The sequence below is a fragment of the Streptomyces sp. NPDC042002 genome (assembly GCF_055588305.1).
Map to the genome: position 1 here is coordinate 29,122 of NZ_JBVJCT010000051.1, position 18,285 is coordinate 47,406.

Below are 18,285 nucleotides of genomic sequence, written 5' to 3' on the forward strand. Positions count from 1 at the left end.
CTTCCTGATCTCTCGACCCGAAAGGGCTCCACACATCATGCCTGCCCACACCTCGAACCGTCCCGTCTGCCGCGACTGCGACGGCTTCCCCGTCGTCGCCATCACCACCGGTGGACGCAACCGCGACGGCTCCCGCACCACCCTCCGCGTCACCTGCCCGGCCTGCCACGGCACCGGCCGCACGGTCCGCATCGCCGTCCTCGCCCGCGCCGGGAGGTGACCGGGATGTTCCGCAAACTCCCCGCCGACCTCACCCCGACCGAGGAAAGCCCCGGCCTGCGCGTCCGCGGCGGCACGAAGCACACCCGGTCCCAGGGCGACTACCTGTGCGGCGGCTGCGGTGCCGAGGACCACGCCAACGGCGACAACGACGTGAAAGCCCTGGTGGAGGAGTACACCGACAACCACGGCCCCGCCCACCGAGGCGACCGACGATGAACCTCGCCCCCCGGGTCCTGGACCTGTTCTGCTGCCAGGGCGGTGCCGGCAAGGGCTACGCCGATGCCGGATTCGACGTCACGGGCGTCGACCTCGTCCCGCAGTCCCGCTACCCGTACCGCTTCGTGCAGGCGGATGCGCTCGGCTTCGTCCGCGAGCACGGGACGGAGTTCGACTTCATCCACGCGTCCCCGCCCTGCCAGTTCGACAGCGACTGCCAGCGGCTCCAGGGCAACACGCACCCCGACCTGATCGGTCCGACCCGTGCCGCTCTCGAAGCGACCGGACGGCCCTTCGTGATCGAGAATGTCCGCGGGGCCCTGCCCAAACTGCGTACCCCGGTCCTGCTGTGCGGCGCCATGTTCGCCATGGCCACCTACCGGCACCGCTACTTCGAAACCGGCGGCGGCTTCACCCTCGTCCAGCCCCGCCACCCCCGGCACACCACACCTCAGGCCAAGATGGGCCGTCCGGTACCGCCGGGCCACTACGGCCAGTTCATCGGCAACTTCTCCGGCGTCGCCCTCGCCAAGCAGGTGATGGGCGTGGACTGGATGAACCGCGACGGCATCCGCGAATGCATCCCCCCGGCCTACACCCAACGCATCGGCACGGCCGTCCTCGCCGCCCGTCTGGGGGTGGCGGCATGACCGACTCCGCCACCGCGGCGGGCCTTGATGCGGCCACCTTCGGCGACGTGCTGAGGGTGGCCGGGCAGGCCGACTTCGACCGCTGGCAGGAACAGATCCGCCGCACCGGAGGATGCTCCGACCCCATCCGGTTAACCGGCGGCACCAAGACCATCGACCCGGCCACCAAGACCGTCCTGCACGCCTACACGACCGAGCACGAGCCGGGCGGCATGCTCCGCATCGCCTGCGGCAACCGCCGCGCCTCCCGCTGCCCGGCCTGCGCCTGGACCTACGCCGGCGACACCTACCACCTGATCCGCGCCGGCCTGACCGGAGACCCCGACAAGGGCACCCCGCACACCGTGCGCGACCACCCCCGCGTCTTCGCCACCCTCACCGCCCCCTCCTTCGGGCCTGTCCACAACCGGCCCGGCAACCGGCCCTGCCGCTGCGGCACACAGCACGCCGAGGACGCGTCCGAGCTCGGCACCCCGCTGGACCCGGACACATACGACTACGCGGGCGCCGTGCTGTGGAACAACCACGCATCCGACCTGTGGCGCTACTTCTCGATCTACCTCCGCCGGGAGATCGCCGCCCGCGCCGGGCTCACCCAGAAGGACGCCCGCGAACAGTCACGCGTCTCCTTCGGCAAGGTCGCCGAGTACCAAAAGCGTGGCGCGGTCCACTTCCACGCGGTGATCCGGTTCGACGGACCCGAAGGACCCGACACCCCGCCCCCGCCCTGGGCCACCCTCGATCTCCTCACCGACGCGATCGGTGCCGCCGCGGCTCGCGTCGCCGTCGACGTGCCCGCCGCGGGTGACGAGCCGGCTCGGACGCTGCGCTGGGGGACACAGCTCGACGTCCAACCGATCAGCGCCTTCGGCGACGGTGAAGAGATCACCGAAGCGGCCGTGGCCTCCTACGTCGCCAAGTACGCCACGAAGGCAGCCGAGAACACGGGCGCCGTCGACCGCCGGATCGGCAACAAGGAAGCCCTGGTCCTCCTCGACGTGCCCGACCACCCCCGCCGGCTGATCGAAGCCTGCCTCGACCTGCACGCCCTCTACCCCGGTCGGAAGCTCCGCGACTGGGCCCACATGCTCGGCTTCCGCGGCCACTTCTCCACCAAATCCCGCCGCTACTCGACCACCCTCGGCGCGCTGCGACAGGTGAGAGCCGACTACCGCGCAGCCCAGCAACGCGCTGCCCTCGGCCTGCCCGATCCCGACGACAACCCGGAGGCCACCACCCTCGTGCTCGCCCACTGGACCTACGCCGGTCACGGCCACACCCCCGGCGAATCCTGGCTCGCCGCCAACATCCACCGGGACATCCAACTCAACCGCGAAACCGCGCGCGAAGCACTGCAAGACCAACTCACCATGGAAGGAGCCGCAGCATGACGACCACAGTGATCGAGCGGAAGTGGTACACCACGCGGGAAGTCGCGGAAATGCTCGGCTACGGACTTTCCAAGACCAAGATGCTGGTCTTGACCGGGGAAATCCGCTCTATCAAGGACGGTCGTAACCGCCGAATCCTGCCTCGCTACGTAGACGAGTACGTCGAACGGCGCGCCCAGGAAGCCGAAGCGGGGTGGGCCGCATGAGCGGCAAGCGCGCCAACGGCGAAGGCTCCATCTACCCGTACAAGAACGGCTACGCGGCCTACGTCTGGGTGACCAAGCCGGACGGCAAGCGGGCCCGCAAGTACGCCTACGGCAAGACTCGCGAAGAGGTTCACGACAAGTGGATCAAGCTCCACACGGAAGCCAAGGAAGGACCGGTGGCAACGTCCTCGCCGACGCTGGCGCAGTACCTCGCGCGGTGGCTCCGTGAGGTTGTCGAACCGGATCTGAAGCCCAAGACGGCAGAGACCTACGCCATGCACGTCCGGCTCTACATCGCACCAGGACTCGGCTCGAAGCGGCTCGACAAACTCACCGTGAGAGACGTCCGAACGTGGATCAACACCCTGTTGGAACAGTGCCAGTGCTGTGCACAGGGCCTGGATGCGAAGCGGGACACGCCGCGCTGCTGTGCCGCTGGCGACTGCTGCGAGCGCATCCCGTCGCGTCGCACGGTTCAGGACGCACGCACCGTGCTGCGGTCGGCGTTGACCAACGCGATGACGGAAGAGCTGATCTCGAAGAACGTTGCGGGCCTGGTCAAGGTGCGGTCGGCGCGCAAGGTGAAGCGGCATCCGTGGTCGGTGGAAGAGGCGCGACAGTTCCTCGAAGCGGCCAGCACGGCGCATGACTCGCTGTACGCGGCGTACGTGCTCATCCTCGTTCTGGGCTTCCGGCGGGGTGAGGTGCTGGGCCTGACCTGGGAAAGCGTGGACCTGGACGCGGGTGAGGTCACGGTGCAGATGCAGTTACAGCGGATCAACCGGCGTCTTGTGCACGACGAGACCAAGACCGAGGCGTCAACGGCCACGCTCCCGCTTCCGCAGATCTGCGTGACCGCCCTCCAGGTCCGCAGAAAGGAGCAGGAGCTGTCTAAGAGGGCGGCCGGCGCGATGTGGGCGGACTCCGACTTCGTGTTCACCACGCGCTACGGCACGCCGTTCGATCCGCGCAACTTCAACCGCCGGTTCATCAATCGCTCGGCCAGCGCAGGAGTCCGCCGGATTCGGCTGCACGACACTCGGCACACGTGCGGGTCGCTGCTCGCTGCCCTCGACGTGCATCCTCGGGTCGCGATGCAGATCCTCCGGCACAGCAAGATCGCGGTGACAATGGAGGTCTACACGCACGTGCCGTCGGAGTCGACCCGGCGGGCGCTTCGCAAGCTGGGCAAGCACCTCGGCAGGCAAGATCGAAAGTAGCTGCTGTACTTCACTGCTGTACGACGCCAAAGAGCCCCAGCCGGATCTCTCCGACTGGGGCTCTGAGCTGCGGTGGACCTGTGGGGATTTGAACCCCAGACCCCCTCGATGCGAACGAGGTGCGCTACCAGACTGCGCCACAGGCCCTTGCAACGAGTGAAACTCTAGCATCCCGATCGAGGTGCTTGGAAATCCGTTCCGGGCTGGTCAGCCGGGCCCTCGCGAGGGCCCGTCGGCACACCCGTCACTCGTTGGCCGCGCGGGGCCGTTCCCCGTCCTCGTACTGGTCGAACAACGGAGTACGACCGCGCTCGCGGGCGCGCCGCGCGGACGCCGCGCGCCGTGCGTCACTGCGAGTGCCGTCCGCGGCCTCGGCGCCGTCCGGACCGTCGGAGAACTCCTCGTCGGCCGGCTCCGCCTCGGGCGCGCTCGGTTCGGCCGCGCTGGACCGCGCGGAGCTCCAGGCGTCCGGCGCCCCCAGATCGACGCTGGACGTGGCCCGGGGCGCGACCGGCGCGGTCACATAGGTCGGCAGGGGAACCGGCACCGGGTCCCAGCTGTCCCCCTGGGCCGGCCCGCACTGGCGCTCGCGCTGCTGGTCGACCCACTCGGCGTGGTCGGTCTGCTCGACGAGGGCGCGACGGTCGGCGGCGAGCGCCGAGAGGCCGGGGTCGGTGTCGGACCCCGGGCCCTCCGGTTCGTCCGCCGCGGAGTCGACGGCCGTCCGTCGGCGAGGCTGCCGCTCCCGGAGCCGCTGCGCCGCGACCTCGGCCCGGCGGCGGTCCATGGTGTAGGTGAAGCGCCGTCGCTCCTGGGCGCGCAGGTGCATGATGTACGAGCTCAGCATCACGGCCGGTACGCCGGGCGCCCACAGGAACGCGAGCCCGCCGACGGCCGCCACGATCGCGCCGAGCGTGAAGGCGATGAACAGCAGGACCGTCGTACGCCGACGGCGCGCGAGGACCTTCGTACGCCGGGCCCTCGCTGCGGCCTCCGCTGAAACCGCCCGCCGTGCGCCCGGTGTGGACGGCGCGGCCTGCTGGGGCGCGGACTTGGCCGAGGGTCTCGGCGCGGACGCGGACGTACCGGACTGGTGCGGTACGGACCGGGCGGCGCCGGAGGTCTCGTGCGTGCCGCTCTCCCGGCCGGCCGCGCGTGCGCCCGGCTTCTGCTCCGCCTGGGCCGGCTCCGGCACCTGAACCCGTTCCTGTGCGTGCGGACGGTGCTGGGCCGCCGCCTGGGGCCGGGCCGGAGGCACGGCGAACGCCCGGACGTCCACCGAATCGGTGACGTCGTCCGGGTCGGCGCTGGGCTCCTCCTCCTCGGCGGAGCGCGCGCGCAGGTCCTTGGCGTATCGACGCTCCATCCCCGCCCGTCCGGACAGCAGCCGGATGGCGGTGCTGAAGCGTTCCGTCGGACGGGCTTCGTTCAGCTCGTCCTGCCTACGGAGCCACATCGGCACCAAGTAGGCGGCCCAGGCCCCGACGATGACTGCGTAGATGAGGCCGCTGCTGCTCACGCCTCACACGGTAGAGGGGTTTGTGTGAGGCCATCTGCCAATTGAGCCGGTGTGTCGCACGATCCGGCTGATATTTCGAGCTTTTTTTGTGACCGATGCGATCAGCAGGCCGTCGTGAGCGCGAATTTAATGCCCTGAGGCGATCGTCCGCCGATCATTTTCGAACACCTATTTCATTTTCCGGTGTTCCCGGGCTTGCTCGAGTTCTGCGATCCGGCCTGCTCCGATCCCAGCTGACCCGAAGCGTTCGGCGCCGAACGCTTCCGGCGCCAGCGCGCGAGCAGCCCCTCGGGCACTTCCTCCGCGGTGAGCGCGAAGACGAGATGGTCGCGCCAGGCGCCGTCGATGTGGAGATAGCGCGGGCGCAGCCCTTCCTCGCGGAATCCGAGTTTTTCCACGACCCTGCGGCTTGGCCCGTTCTCGGGGCGAATGCAGACTTCGATGCGGTGCAGTCCGACGGTGCGGAAGCAGTGGTCGCTGACCAGCGCCACGGCCGTCGGCATCACTCCGCGCCCCGCCACCGACTGGTCCACCCAGTAGCCGACGTGCCCGGAGCACATCGAGCCCCAGGTGATCCCGGCCACGGTCAACTGACCGACCAGACGCCCCTGGTACTCGATCACGAAGGGCAGCATCCGGCCCGCGTTGGCCTCGGCGCGCAGGTGCCGGACCATCTGGCGGTACGTCGGCCGGTGCGCGATCGGACCGCTCGGGGTGGGCGGCGGAATGGTCGCCTCCCAGGGGCGCAGCCAGTCACGGTTGCGCCGGTTCACCTCGCGCCAGGCCCGCTGGTCGCGCAGCCTTATCGGCCGGAGGACGACATCGCCGTCCACCAGCTCGACCGGCCAGGATGGGCTGTTCAGCTCGCACCCCCACTGCCGCTGGGTCTCTGGTGGTCGCCGCCGCGGATCTGGTCGACGGCGTGGATCAGGAGGGGCTCCAGAACGGCCAGTCCGTCCTTCACCCCGCCGGTGGAGCCCGGCAGGTTGACGATCAGCGCCCCTCCGGCGACTCCGGCGAGCCCCCGCGAGAGCGCCGCCGCCGGCACCTTGTCCCTGCCGAACGCCCTGATGGCCTCCGCGATGCCCGGGACCTCGTGGTCGAGCACCCGCAGGGTCGCCTCGGGGGTGCGGTCGGTGGGCGAGATCCCCGTACCGCCGGTGGTCACGATGACGTCGTAGCCCGCTTCGACCCCGGCGCGCAGCGCCGCCTCCACGGGGTCCCCGTCAGGGACGACCCACGGCCCGTCGACCGCGAAGCCGAACTCCGCGAGGCCCGCGGCGATCAGAGGGCCGCCCTTGTCCTCGTAGACGCCGGCGGCGGCCCGGTTGGACGCCGTGACCACCAGGGCGCTGTAGGACGCCAGGAGGGCCCCGCCGGTAACAGTGTCGCCGCTCATGCCCGGCTCCAGTGGCCGGACTTCCCGCCTGTCTTCTCTTCCACGCGTACGTCCGTGATGACCGCCCCCTTGTCGACAGCCTTGACCATGTCGATCACGGTGAGGGCCGCCACACTGACCGCGGTGAGGGCTTCCATCTCGACGCCCGTGCGGTCGGTCGTCCTCACGGTGGCGAGGATCTCGACGGCGTCGTCCGCGACCGACAGATCAATCTTGACACCGGACACCGACAACGGGTGGCACAGCGGGATCAGGTCGGGCGTGCGCTTGGCTCCCATGATCCCCGCGATGCGCGCGGTGGCGAGGGCATCGCCCTTGGGTACTCCCTCGCCGCGCAGCAGCTCCACGACGCGCGGCGAGACCAGGACACGGCCGCTCGCGCGCGCGGTGCGGGCGGTCACGTCCTTGCCGGACACGTCGACCATGCGGGCGGCGCCGGCCTCGTCGATGTGCGTCAGTCGGTCCTGCACAGGGGGTCCGGAGGTCTCCCCCCGGGACGGAACAGTCATGTGCGTGGGCGCTCCCGGTCAGGGCCCGTCGCGGTGCGGCGCGTGGGCCTGGTGTGCGCGACACGTTACCGCCCGTCCGTCCACCGCTACGCCTCCGTAAGGAGCTGTGCGCCCCTTGCGCGATCCGGCGGTCCGCCGGCGGGCGTCGTCCGTGCCCGGCCGCTCAGCCGAGCAGGACGACCTCGACCTCGGCGCCGGGCTCGACCGAGGTGTCGTCCTCGGGGACGACGATCAGCGCGTCGGCGTGCGCGAGGGCCGCGACCAGGTGGGATCCGGCGCCCCCGACGGGCGTCACGGCGCCGTCCGCGTACGTCCCGCGCAGGAACTGCCGACGGCCCTTCGGCGAGGTCAGTGCCTCGTCCGCGGAAAGGGTCGCCCTGGTCGTGGGCCGGTGGACGTCCTGCAGTCCCATCAGGGTGCGGATCGCGGGGCGCACGAAGAGCTCGAAGGAGACGTACGACGACACGGGGTTGCCCGGGAGGGCGAGCAGCGGTGTGTGGTCGGGGCCGATGGAGCCGAAGCCCTGGGGCTTGCCGGGCTGCATGGCGAGGGTGCGGAAGTCGATGCCGCTGCCCGCCTCGTCCTCGTCGCCGACCGAGGAGAGCGCTTCCTTGACGACGTCGTAGGCGCCGACGCTCACTCCGCCGGTCGTGACCAGCAGGTCCGCGCGGACGAGCTGGTCCTCGATGGCCGAGCGCAGTGTCTCGGCGTCGTCCGCGACCGCGCCGACCCGGTAGGCGATGGCTCCCGCGTCGCGGGCGGCCGCGCACAGGGCGAAGCTGTTGGAGTCGTAGATCTGGCCGGTGCGCAACTCCTCGTCGGGCTGGACGAGTTCGGTGCCGGTGGACAGGACGACCACGCGCGGGCGGGGGTGCACCCGCACGGTGCCGCGGCCGATCGCGGCGAGCAGGCCGATCTGCGGCGGGCCGAGGACGGTGCCCGCTTCGAGGGCACGGTCGCCCGCCTTCACATCGCTGCCCTTCGCGCGGACGTGCGCGCGTGCCTCGGCCTGGCGGTGGACGTGGACCTGTCCGTAGGAGCCCTCGGGGGAGGCACTGTGCGCGCGCATTCCGGAGACCGGGCCCTCGCCGAGGCCTCCGTCCGTCCATTCCACGGGGACGACGGCTTCGGCGCCGGGCGGCAGCGGGGCGCCGGTCATGATGCGGGCGGCCTGACCGGGGCCCACGTAGGGCTGCTCGGCCTGGCCGGCCGCGACATCGCCGACGACCGTCAGGACCGCCGGGTATTCCTCGCTCGCGCCCGCCACGTCCGCGACCCGGACCGCGTACCCGTCCATCGAGCTGTTGTCGAACGGCGGCAGGGAGACCGGCACCGTGACGTCCTCGACCAGGACGCAGCCCTGGGCGTCGAGGAGTTGCAGCTCGATGGGTTCGAGGGGGCGGACGGTCGTGAGGATGTCCTCCAGGTGGTCGTGCACCGACCAGAGGTGATCCTGGCCGGTGGTGCGGGTCGCGGCGCTGCTCAAAGTCCCTACATCTCCTCGGCTACGTAACTGCGAAGCCAGGTCCGGAAGTCCGGGCCCAGGTCCTCACGTTCGCATGCGAGTCTGACAATGGCACGCAGGTAGTCGCCTCGGTCCCCGGTGTCATAGCGGCGGCCCTTGAAGACGACGCCGTGCACGGGGCCGCCGACCTTCTCGTCCGTGGCGAGCTGCTGGAGGGCGTCGGTGAGCTGGATCTCGTCGCCGCGGCCCGGCTCGGTCTTGCGCAGTATGTCGAAGATGTGCGGGTCGAGGACGTAGCGGCCGATGATGGCGTAGCCGCTGGGCGCGTCCGCCGCGTCCGGCTTCTCGACGAGTCCGGTCACCTTGACCAGGTCGTCCTCGTCGGTGTCCTCGACGGCGGCGCATCCGTAGAGGTGGATCTGCTCGGGCGCGACCTCCATGAGCGCGATGACGCTGCCGCCGTGCCGCTCCTGGACCTCGACCATGCGGGCCAGCAGGGGGTCGCGGGGGTCGATCAGGTCGTCGCCGAGGAGTACGGCGAAGGGCTCGTGGCCGACGTGCGGGGCCGCGCACAGGACGGCGTGGCCGAGGCCCTTGGGGTCGCCCTGGCGCACGTAGTGCATGGTCGCGAGGTCGCTGGACTCCTGGACCTTGGCGAGGCGGCTCGCGTCGCCCTTCTTCTGAAGCGCCGATTCGAGCTCGTAGTTGCGGTCGAAGTGGTCCTCGAGGGGGCGCTTGTTGCGGCCCGTGATCATCAGGACGTCGTCAAGACCCGCCGACGCGGCCTCTTCGACCACGTACTGGATCGCCGGCTTGTCGACGACCGGAAGCATCTCCTTGGGAGTGGCCTTGGTGGCCGGCAGGAACCGGGTGCCGAGGCCTGCCGCCGGAATGACAGCCTTGGTGATCCTGGGGTGTGACTCAGTCATGTCCGCAACCATAACCGGTGGCTATGTGCAGAATCTGTGGCTCCGGTTAATTCACTGTCATATGAGCGGATTAAGAGAACTACAGGAGTCACCTGTGAAACACGTCCGACGTGAACCAGAGCCTGACAAGCGAATGTTGCGGCGAGGGTTCCTGTTGGTGAGAAATGGGTTGACGGCCGATGACGTGCGGGAAACCGCCGCCGCTCTCGCCGCCCGCGCCCTGGAGCTGCCCGAACTGGCACACGCCCGCACCGTGGCGGCCTACGTCTCCGTGGGGAGCGAACCGGGCACCCTCGCGCTCCTGGACGCGCTCCGCGCGCGCGGGGTGCGCGTCCTCCTGCCGGTCCTGATGCCGGACAACGATCTGGACTGGGGGGCGTACACCGGGGCGGACTCCCTCGCTCCAGTCCAACACGGCGGGAAAATGGCCCTCTTGGAGCCCGCGGGCGAGCGGCTGGGTCCGGCGGCCGTCCAGGACGCGGACGCCGTTCTGCTGCCCGGTCTCGCCGTCGACGCGCGCGGGATGCGGCTGGGTCGCGGCGGAGGCTCGTACGACCGCGTCCTGGCCCGCCTGGAGCGCTCGGGCGCCGATCCCGCGCTGGTGGTGCTCCTGTACGACACCGAGGTCGTCGAGCGGGTCCCGGAGGAGGCGCACGACCGGCCCGTCCACGCGGCGGTGACCCCCTCAGGCGTGCGCCGCTTCCGCTGACGGACGGCGGGACCGGGAACGGAAACGGCACAGGGGGGCGACTGAAGCGAAGTGGCCCTCCACGCGCGCGGGGAGGGCCACTCTCGTCACTCTCGTGAGGCACCGGCTTCAGGGCGTCAGCACCCCGACGCCCGTCGGAGAGTCACGGTTTCAGGACCAGGGTGTCGCTCGTCTTCTTGTCGACGGCCTTCTTCGTGAAGGCCCACGGCAGGAGCTCGCCCTTGGCCCACTTCTCCGTCTGGTCGGTGTAGTGGGCACTGTAGGCGTGCCCCGAGGCACCCGAGAGGTTGATCCACTTGGACTTGTCGAGGTCCTGGAGGTTGACGACCATCCGCATCGAGGGGACCCAGACCACTCCGTAGCCGCCCGCCGCGTTCCAGCCGGTCGCGTTCACCGTCGCCTCGCCGCCGCTGAGCTTCCAGGGGCCCCGGTTGAGCATGTACTGCAGGAAGGAGGGGCCGTCGGTACCGAGGGTCTGGTTCTTGAGGAACAGGCGGTGCAGCCGGCCCCAGCTCCAGGTGTCGATGTCCTTGCCGAGCTTGGCGGTCAGCTCCCAGCGGGCGTCCGTCATGGCCTGGCGGAACAGCTCGTCCCGGGTGTCGATCGGCTTACCGTTGATCGTCTTGCGCGTCCCGGGCGACTTCCACCAGTCGTTGTGCTCGTCGTCGATGATCTTGCGGACGACCTCGAACCAGCGGTCGCCGCCGTCCGGCTGCGCCTGGTCCGCGTCGCGCTCGCCGCACTCGCGCACCTTCTGGTCCTCGTCCGCGGGACCGGTGCTGTCGACCCGGTCGACCCACAGGCACTGGCCCTTGACCCGCAGCTCCTTGGGCAGCTTGTTGCCGAAGGCGAGCTTGAGGATGTTGCGCCAGGTGGCGTTGAAGTAGGCGGCCGCGGCGGAGTCGGAGTCCTGGGTGTAGTCCCAGCCTTCCAGGAGCTTCTGCGCGTCGCGGACGTCCTTGTCGGACACGTCGATCTTGAGCAGCTTGGGCACGATCAGCTTGGCGATCTCGCTGCTGTCGTCGAGCTGCATCTGGCGCATGTCATCGGTCGAGATCTTGGCGCCGCCCTTGGTCTTCGACTCGATCAGGTCGGTGATCCGCTGGCTGCGGGTGCCGTAGCCCCAGTCCGTGGTGAGCGTGTAGGGGTATTTGCTCGGGTCGACGACCGCCTGGTTGGCGGTCACGATGTAACCGCGCTTGGGGTTGTACTCGTAGGGCAGGGCGGACTGCTTGATGTAGCCGGTCCAGCGGTACTTGGAGTCCCAGCCGGGCGAGGGCAGCGAGCCGTCGTCGCCCTTGGCGCGCGTGGGGATCTTGCCGGGGAGCTGGTACCCGATGTTGCCGCTTGCGCCCGCGCCGTCCGCGTAGACCAGGTTCTGGGACGGCACCTCGAAGGACGCTGCGGCCTTGCGGAACTCGGTCCAGTTCGACGCCTTGTCCATCTCGAAGACGGCGTCCATGGTGTTGCCCGGGTCCAGCGCGGTCCAGCGCAGCGCTATCGCGTAGCCGTCGCCGCGGTCGGGCGCCCCGGCGTCGACGGTGGCCTTCTTGCCGACCTGGACGAGTTCGTCGTCACGGTCGGAGAGCAGCGGCATTCCGTCGTCGGTCTGCCGGACGACGATCGTCTTGGACGCGCCGCCCGCGACCTTGATCGTTTCCTTGCGGGTGGTGAAGGGGAGCACCTTGCCGTCGTACTCGTAGCCCTCGCCGGTGATCTTCTCCAGGTAGAGGTCGGTGACGTCGACCCCGGAGTTGGTCATGCCCCAGGCCATGTCCGCGTTGTGGCCGATGACCACGCCGGGCATGCCCGCGAAGGTGTAGCCGGTGACGTCGTACTGGCACTTGGCGGAGACGGCGGTGCAGTGCAGGCCCATCTGGTACCAGACCGAGGGCAGCGACGCCGACAGGTGCGGGTCGTTGGCCAGCAGCGGCTTGCCGGTGATGGTGTGGCTCCCCGCGACGACCCAGGAGTTGGAGCCGATGCCGTTGCCGTTCACGCCGACGGCGGTGGGCAGGCCGTCGAGGACCTTGTAGAGCCCCGAGAGCTGGCTCTGGAACCCGGTGGGCGCCGCGGTATTGCCCGTGAGCCCCGTGCCCGCCGCGGACGCCGAAGAGGTGTCGGTCGGGCTGTACGTCCCGGTGGCACTGTCGTACGAGCCCGTCCGGACGATCGTCTTGTTCCGGCTGTACGGGTACTCCGGGTACAGGTCCGCGATCTGCTTCGGGCCGAGCCGGCTCGTCATCAGGGAGCGGTCGATCTCTTCCTGCATGTTGCCGCGCAGGTCCCAGGCCATCGCCTTGAGCCAGGCCACCGAGTCGACCGGGGTCCACTGGGTCGGCTTGTAGTCGTTGGTGAAGCCGAGGGCCGCGTACTCCAGGGAGATGTCCTTGCCGTCCTTGCCCTTCAGGTAGGCGTTGACTCCCCTGGCGTACGACTGGAGGTACTTCTTCGTGGAGGGCGACAGCTTGGTGTCGTACTCCTTCTTCGCGACCCGGTCCCAGCCCAGCGTGCGCAGGAACTCGTCGTTCTTGACCTGGCCCTCGCCGAACATCTCGGACAGCCGGCCCGAGGTCATGTGGCGGCGTACGTCCATCTCGTAGAACCGGTCCTGTGCCTGGACGAAGCCCTGGGCCATGAACAGGTCCTCGTCGGACGAGGCGTAGATCTGCGGGATCCCGTTGCCGTCGCGCTGCACGGTCACGGGCCCCGACAGGCCGTCGAGCCGGATGGAGCCCTTGGTCTGCGGGAAGGAGGCGCGCACAGTGCTGATGCTCCAGTACGCGCCGAAGGCGATGCCCCCGATGATGGCGAGAACCAGGACAATCAAGAACAGTCGGGCTTTGCGCCCCTTCTTCCTGCCGGGCTTGCCGGGCTGCTGGCCGGAAGAGGCGGTGGTGTTGGGGGGCATCGCTGTCCTTGCTGTCCTAACGCGAGCGGCAGGCGGTCCTGGAGTGCTGGGGCAACCATAGGCGCAGGGCCAACCGCGCCTTGACGCGGAGTAGGAAACCGGGAAGCACGGCTGTTCGATCTTGCCTCCGGGAACGTCAAGAAAGCGTCAAGAGTTAGGTAAGGTAACGAAGTACTTGCACTGAAGTGGCCGGCTTCCGGTGCTCAGTTCCGGAGGCCGCCCGCGGCGCGACCGGATCGGCGAGAAAGGAACAGCCCCTGACTGTCCACCACCTCAACCAGCTCCTGCTCGTGTGCTCGCTCGTCCTGCTCTTCGCGGTGGCGGCGGTCCGGATCTCCTCACGCAGCGGGCTCCCGACGCTGCTCGTCTACTTGGGGATCGGCGTCGCGATCGGCCAGGACGGAGTCGGCGACGTCCACTTCAGCAACGCCGAGCTGACCCAGGTCATCGGGTACGCGGCCCTGGTCGTGATCCTGGCCGAGGGCGGTCTCGGCACGAAGTGGAAGGAGATCAGACCGGCCCTGCCGGCGGCCTCCTCGCTGGCGGTGGTGGGCGTCGCGGTGAGCGTCGGTGTCACGGCCTCGGCCGCGCACTACCTGATCGGCCTCGAGTGGCGGCAGGCGCTCATCATCGGGGCGGTCGTCTCCTCGACGGACGCCGCCGCGGTGTTCTCGGTCCTGCGGAAAATCCCCCTCCCCGCGCGCGTGACGGGCATCCTGGAGGCCGAGTCGGGCTTCAACGACGCCCCGGTGGTCATCCTCGTCGTCGCGTTCTCCACGGCGGGACCGGTGGAGCACTGGTACGTGCTGATCGGCGAGATAGCGCTGGAGCTGGCCATCGGCGCCGCCGTCGGTCTCACGGTCGGCTTGCTGGGGGCGTACGGACTGCGGCACGTGGCACTGCCGGCCTCCGGCCTCTACCCGATCGCCGTGATGGCGATCGCGGTCGTGGCGTACGCCGCCGGCGCGCTCGCCCACGGCAGCGGCTTCCTCGCCGTGTACCTCGCCTCCATGCTGCTCGGCAACGCGAAACTGCCGCACTCGCCCGCCACCCGCGGCTTCGCCGAGGGGCTCGGCTGGATCGCCCAGATCGGCATGTTCGTGCTGCTCGGCCTGCTGGTCACCCCGCACGAGATGGGCGACGACATCGTGCCCGCGCTCGTCATAGGACTGGTGCTGACCATGGTGGCCCGGCCGTTGAGCGTCATCGCCAGCCTGCTGCCCTTCCGCATCCCGTGGCAGGAGCAGGTGCTGCTGTCCTGGGCGGGGCTGCGCGGCGCCGTACCCATCATCCTGGCGACGATCCCGATGGTGAGCGGCATCGCGGAGAGCGAGCGGATCTTCAACATCGTCTTCGTCCTGGTCGTCGTCTACACCCTCGTCCAGGGTCCGACCCTGCCCTGGCTGGCCCGCAAACTCCGCCTCGGGGAGTCCCCGGGAGCCGCCGACCTGGGCATCGAATCGGCGCCCCTGGAGCGACTGCGCGGCCATCTGCTGTCCGTCGCGATCCCCAAGGGGTCACGGATGCACGGTGTCGAGGTGGGCGAGCTGCGGCTGCCCCCGGGCGCGGCGGTCACCCTCGTCGTCCGCGACGCGAAGTCCTTCGTACCGGCACCCACGACAGTGCTGCGGCTCGGCGACGAACTGCTGGTGGTGGCGACCGACCCGGTCCGGGACGCGGCCGAGAGGCGGCTGCGCGCGGTGGGCCAGGGCGGCAAGCTCGCCGACTGGCTCGGCAGCGGCGACGGCGGGACGGAACATCGGACAAGACACCGAACGGGCCTGTGACGCGACGCCCGACGGACTCCTGCCGGACACCGGACACGCTTCTTACGGGATACCGAACGAGGCCCTAAGAAGCGAGGGGCATTCACAGGCGCGCGATCTCGTGGTGCTCATTTTCACAGGTGCGGCGACTCCCGCCCCCTGTACGATGAAGGCACACCTTGATCGAACCAACTCTGCCTGACGCAGAGCTGGCGCGACCGTATGGCGGCCGTGACGTCCTCCAAGAGGCGCCGGTATCTACCGCAGATCCGCGCAAGAGGACAGCTCTCGGCGCCCCCCGCACGGGCGCGCTACCAGGCGGCAGAAAGGCACGGGCCGTGGCATCCACGGTCACCTCCCGCCCTGGGTACGGACAGTTGCTGCGCACCCGCGGCGCCTGGACGTTCCTGCTCCCCGGCTTCGCCGCCCGCCAGCCGTTCGCCATGCTGACGATCTCCATCGTGCTGCTCGTGCAGCACACCACCGGCTCGTACGGGGCTGCCGGCGCGGTCGCCGCCGTCACCGGTGTCTCCATGGCGCTGTTCGCGCCCTTCACCGGGCGTCTGGCAGACCGGCACGGACAGCGGGCCGTCCTGCTGCCCGGCGTCCTCGTGCACGCCGTGGCCGGCTTCTCCCTGACCGCGCTCGCGCTGGCGGACGCCCCCTTGTGGGCGCTTTTCGCCGCCGCCGTGCCGACCGGCGCCTCGGTGCCGCAGGTCGGCCCCATGGTGCGCGCCCGCTGGGGCGTGAAGCTTCAGGGCTCGCCCCTGATGCCGACCGCGGCGGCCTTCGAGTCCGTCACGGACGAGCTGACCTTCGTCTTCGGCCCGCTGCTCGCCACGGCGCTGTGCACGGCCGTCGACCCCGCCGCGGGCCTGCTGACCGAGGCCTCGCTGACCCTGATCGGCGGACTGCTGTTCGCCGCGCAGAAGAGCACACAGCCCTCGGTCGCCCTCGACGGGCACGCGCGCGTGGAACACGGTTCCGCTCTGCGCATCCCCGGAGTGCGCGTTCTGATCGTGACTTTCCTGGGCATCGGCTCCGTCTTCGGCGGCATGCAGGTCTCGCTGGCCGCGTACAGCGAGTCGATCGGCGAGCCCGGCCTGAACGGTGTCCTGTACGGCGTCTTCGCGGCGGGCAACATGCTCTCGGGCATCGTCTGCGGCGCCATCGCCTGGAGGGTGGCCCCGCAGCGGCGGCTCGTCCTCGGGTACGCCGCCCTCGCGCTGGCCGCCTCCGGACTGTGGACGGCCAACTCGGTGATCGTGCTCGCCGGCCTCGGTCTTGTGGTCGGCATGTGCATCGCTCCGACCCTGATCACCGGCTACACCCTGGTCGAGAGCCTCGTTCCGCAGGGCGCTCGCACCGAGGCCTTCACCTGGCTCACCGGCGCCGTCGCGCTCGGCCAGGCGGCGGCCGTCACGGTCGCGGGACAGCTGGAGGACAGGCTCTGGGGCGGCGCCGGGTTCCTGGTGCCGATGGCCGGTACGGCACTGGCACTGGCGACCCTGGTGGCACTGCGTTCACGCCTCGCCACACAGGCCCCGAGCCGCGCCGTCGCGCGTGGCGTCGGTCACCGCGTGCCGGTGACAGTGGACTGATCTCGCGGAATACGTCAGTATGGACCGTCGTTAGCACTCACTGAGTGAGAGTGCCAGGAGGAAGACAAGTGCCGACCTACCAGTACCAGTGCACCGAGTGCGGCGAGGGCCTCGAGGCGGTGCAGAAGTTCACCGATGACGCCCTGACCGAATGCCCCGACTGCAACGGCCGCCTGAAGAAGGTGTTCTCGGCCGTCGGCATTGTCTTCAAGGGCTCCGGCTTCTACCGCAATGACAGCCGCGGCTCCTCGTCGAGCAGTTCGCCGGCCTCGAAGCCGTCGACGTCCGCGTCCTCGTCGGACTCGAAGTCCTCGTCGTCGACGTCCACGTCGTCGTCCTCGGACGCGAAGTCGTCGGGCACCGGCTCGTCCAGCAGCTCCGCCGCTTAGGGCCTCCTCGGTCCGCCGGGGCACCCGTCCCGGCCGAGCCGTCTCCGTGAGGCCTCACCAGGCTCGTTTCCACGGGACCCCGTCGTCGTACGACGACGGGGTCTTCGGCGTTCCCGCGTCCCGGCTAGGGTGCCGTTCATGGCGAACACGGAGAACCCACAGACCCCGGCCGGGGAGCAGTCGACGGCCCTGGCCGAGATCGGCGTCATCGGCGGCTCGGGCTTCTACTCCTTCCTCGACGACGTGACCGAGCTGCAGGTGGACACCCCTTACGGACCGCCCAGCGACTCCCTGTTCCTGGGCGAGATCGCCGGCCGGCGGGTCGCCTTCCTCCCCCGCCACGGCCGCGGCCACCATCTGCCGCCGCACCGCATCAACTACCGGGCCAACCTGTGGGCACTGCGCTCCGTCGGCGCCCGCCAGATCCTCGGCCCCTGCGCCGTCGGCGGTCTGCGTCCGGAGTACGGGCCCGGAACCCTGCTCGTTCCGGACCAGTTCGTGGACCGTACGAAGTCACGGCCGCAGTCCTACTTCGACGGGCTGCCGCTGCCGGACGGCTCGGTGCCGAACGTGGTGCACGTGTCGCTGGCCGACCCCTACTGCCCCGTCGGACGCGCGGCCGCCCTGGAAGCGGCGCGCGGACGCGACTGGGAGCCGGTCGACGGCGGCACGCTCGTGGTCATAGAGGGTCCGCGGTTCTCCACCCGGGCCGAATCGCTCTGGCACCAGGCGCAGGGCTGGTCGGTGGTCGGCATGACCGGGCACCCCGAGGCCGCGCTCGCCCGTGAACTGGAGCTCTGCTACACGTCGTTGACACTGGTCACCGACCTCGACGCGGGGGCCGAGAGCGGCGAGGGCGTCTCGCACGACGAGGTGCTGAAGGTGTTCGCGGCGAACGTGGACCGGCTGCGGGGCGTGCTCTTCGACGCGGTCGCGGGACTGCCCGCGAACGGAGCGCGGGACTGCCTGTGCACGACGGCCCTCGGCGGGATGGACCCCGGCTTCGAACTGCCGTAACGGCGCCCGCCACAGCGACCACCAAGCCCTGACCGAACCCTCGTCCCGCCCCGCCTGACCCTGACGGCGGGCGGCGGGCGGCGGGCGGCGGGCGGCGGGCGGCGGGCGGCGGGCGGCGGGCGGCGGGCGGCGGGCGGCGGGCGGCGGGCGGCGGGCGGCGGGCGGC

At 70.2% G+C, this 18,285-nt stretch carries 18 protein-coding genes and 1 tRNA gene; 11 read left to right on the top strand and 8 right to left on the bottom strand.

All coding sequences use genetic code 11. The annotated features are described in order from the left end of the window. Positions 1-37: 37 nt before the first annotated feature. The 6 genes from ACZ6KY_RS38770 to ACZ6KY_RS38795 are packed head-to-tail and all read left to right on the top strand — an operon-like array spanning position 38 to position 3,905. Positions 38-220 (top strand): hypothetical protein, encoded by a 183-nt coding sequence (locus ACZ6KY_RS38770; protein ID WP_469314955.1) that lies wholly within the window; start codon positions 38-40, stop codon positions 218-220. 5 nt (positions 221-225) lie between these two features. Continuing rightward, positions 226-438, top strand: coding sequence for a hypothetical protein (locus ACZ6KY_RS38775; protein ID WP_469314956.1), 213 nt, complete (start codon positions 226-228; stop codon positions 436-438). Continuing rightward, positions 435-1,088: a DNA cytosine methyltransferase gene (locus ACZ6KY_RS38780; protein ID WP_469314957.1), complete on the top strand. Its 654-nt coding sequence runs from the start codon at positions 435-437 to the stop codon at positions 1,086-1,088. Before ACZ6KY_RS38775 ends, ACZ6KY_RS38780 begins: the two co-directional genes overlap by 4 nt. Next, entirely contained in the window at positions 1,085-2,479 is a 1,395-nt protein-coding gene (repSA, locus tag ACZ6KY_RS38785; protein ID WP_469314958.1) for a replication initiator protein RepSA, read from the top strand. Before ACZ6KY_RS38780 ends, repSA begins: the two co-directional genes overlap by 4 nt. Continuing rightward, a complete protein-coding gene (locus ACZ6KY_RS38790; protein WP_469314959.1) occupies positions 2,476-2,685 on the top strand; it encodes a helix-turn-helix domain-containing protein in 210 nt (69 codons plus the stop codon). Before repSA ends, ACZ6KY_RS38790 begins: the two co-directional genes overlap by 4 nt. Further along, positions 2,682-3,905, top strand: a complete 1,224-nt coding sequence (locus tag ACZ6KY_RS38795; RefSeq protein WP_469314960.1) for a site-specific integrase — start codon at positions 2,682-2,684, stop codon at positions 3,903-3,905. Before ACZ6KY_RS38790 ends, ACZ6KY_RS38795 begins: the two co-directional genes overlap by 4 nt. Before the next feature lie 73 nt (positions 3,906-3,978). Here ACZ6KY_RS38795 and ACZ6KY_RS38800 read toward each other — a convergent pair. From ACZ6KY_RS38800 to galU, 7 genes are all read right to left on the bottom strand, one after another. Further along, positions 3,979-4,052, bottom strand: a tRNA-Ala gene (locus ACZ6KY_RS38800). Positions 4,053-4,149: 97 nt separating this feature from the next. After that, on the bottom strand, positions 4,150-5,424 hold the full coding sequence (sepX, locus tag ACZ6KY_RS38805; RefSeq protein WP_469314961.1) for a divisome protein SepX/GlpR: 1,275 nt from the start codon (positions 5,422-5,424) through the stop codon (positions 4,150-4,152). 173 nt (positions 5,425-5,597) lie between these two features. Further along, positions 5,598-6,260 carry a GNAT family N-acetyltransferase gene (locus tag ACZ6KY_RS38810; RefSeq protein ID WP_469314977.1) on the bottom strand — a complete coding sequence of 221 codons (663 nt, stop codon included), beginning with the start codon at positions 6,258-6,260 and terminating at the stop codon, positions 5,598-5,600. A 23-nt stretch (positions 6,261-6,283) separates the two neighbouring features. Further along, on the bottom strand, positions 6,284-6,823 hold the full coding sequence (locus ACZ6KY_RS38815; protein WP_469314962.1) for a MogA/MoaB family molybdenum cofactor biosynthesis protein: 540 nt from the start codon (positions 6,821-6,823) through the stop codon (positions 6,284-6,286). Beyond that, positions 6,820-7,332, bottom strand: a complete 513-nt coding sequence (gene moaC / locus ACZ6KY_RS38820) for a cyclic pyranopterin monophosphate synthase MoaC (RefSeq protein WP_469314963.1) — start codon at positions 7,330-7,332, stop codon at positions 6,820-6,822. Before moaC ends, ACZ6KY_RS38815 begins: the two co-directional genes overlap by 4 nt. Positions 7,333-7,495: 163 nt before the next feature. Next, entirely contained in the window at positions 7,496-8,818 is a 1,323-nt protein-coding gene (gene glp, locus ACZ6KY_RS38825) for a molybdotransferase-like divisome protein Glp (protein WP_469314964.1), read from the bottom strand. A gap of 5 nt (positions 8,819-8,823) precedes the next feature. Continuing rightward, positions 8,824-9,726: a UTP--glucose-1-phosphate uridylyltransferase GalU gene (galU, locus tag ACZ6KY_RS38830; protein WP_469314965.1), complete on the bottom strand. Its 903-nt coding sequence runs from the start codon at positions 9,724-9,726 to the stop codon at positions 8,824-8,826. A 133-nt stretch (positions 9,727-9,859) separates the two neighbouring features. Between galU and ACZ6KY_RS38835 the strand changes: the two genes are divergently transcribed. Beyond that, on the top strand, positions 9,860-10,435 hold the full coding sequence (locus ACZ6KY_RS38835; protein WP_469314966.1) for a 5-formyltetrahydrofolate cyclo-ligase: 576 nt from the start codon (positions 9,860-9,862) through the stop codon (positions 10,433-10,435). A 142-nt stretch (positions 10,436-10,577) separates the two neighbouring features. On the opposite strand, the gene ACZ6KY_RS38840 is transcribed toward ACZ6KY_RS38835, so the two are convergent. Beyond that, complete coding sequence (locus ACZ6KY_RS38840; protein WP_469314967.1) at positions 10,578-13,346, bottom strand: penicillin acylase family protein; 2,769 nt, start codon at positions 13,344-13,346, stop codon at positions 10,578-10,580. Positions 13,347-13,531: 185 nt separating this feature from the next. Between ACZ6KY_RS38840 and ACZ6KY_RS38845 the strand changes: the two genes are divergently transcribed. The 4 genes from ACZ6KY_RS38845 to ACZ6KY_RS38860 all read left to right on the top strand — a co-directional run bounded on the left by ACZ6KY_RS38845 (position 13,532) and on the right by ACZ6KY_RS38860 (position 18,119). Further along, positions 13,532-15,133: a potassium/proton antiporter gene (locus ACZ6KY_RS38845; protein WP_469314968.1), complete on the top strand. Its 1,602-nt coding sequence runs from the start codon at positions 13,532-13,534 to the stop codon at positions 15,131-15,133. Between the two features lie 317 nt (positions 15,134-15,450). Continuing rightward, complete coding sequence (locus tag ACZ6KY_RS38850; RefSeq protein WP_469314969.1) at positions 15,451-16,713, top strand: MFS transporter; 1,263 nt, start codon at positions 15,451-15,453, stop codon at positions 16,711-16,713. A 68-nt stretch (positions 16,714-16,781) separates the two neighbouring features. Then, a complete protein-coding gene (locus ACZ6KY_RS38855) occupies positions 16,782-17,102 on the top strand; it encodes an FmdB family zinc ribbon protein (protein WP_469314970.1) in 321 nt (106 codons plus the stop codon). Positions 17,103-17,240: 138 nt separating this feature from the next. Next, positions 17,241-18,119 carry an S-methyl-5'-thioadenosine phosphorylase gene (locus tag ACZ6KY_RS38860; protein ID WP_469314971.1) on the top strand — a complete coding sequence of 293 codons (879 nt, stop codon included), beginning with the start codon at positions 17,241-17,243 and terminating at the stop codon, positions 18,117-18,119. Positions 18,120-18,285: the final 166 nt, after the last annotated feature.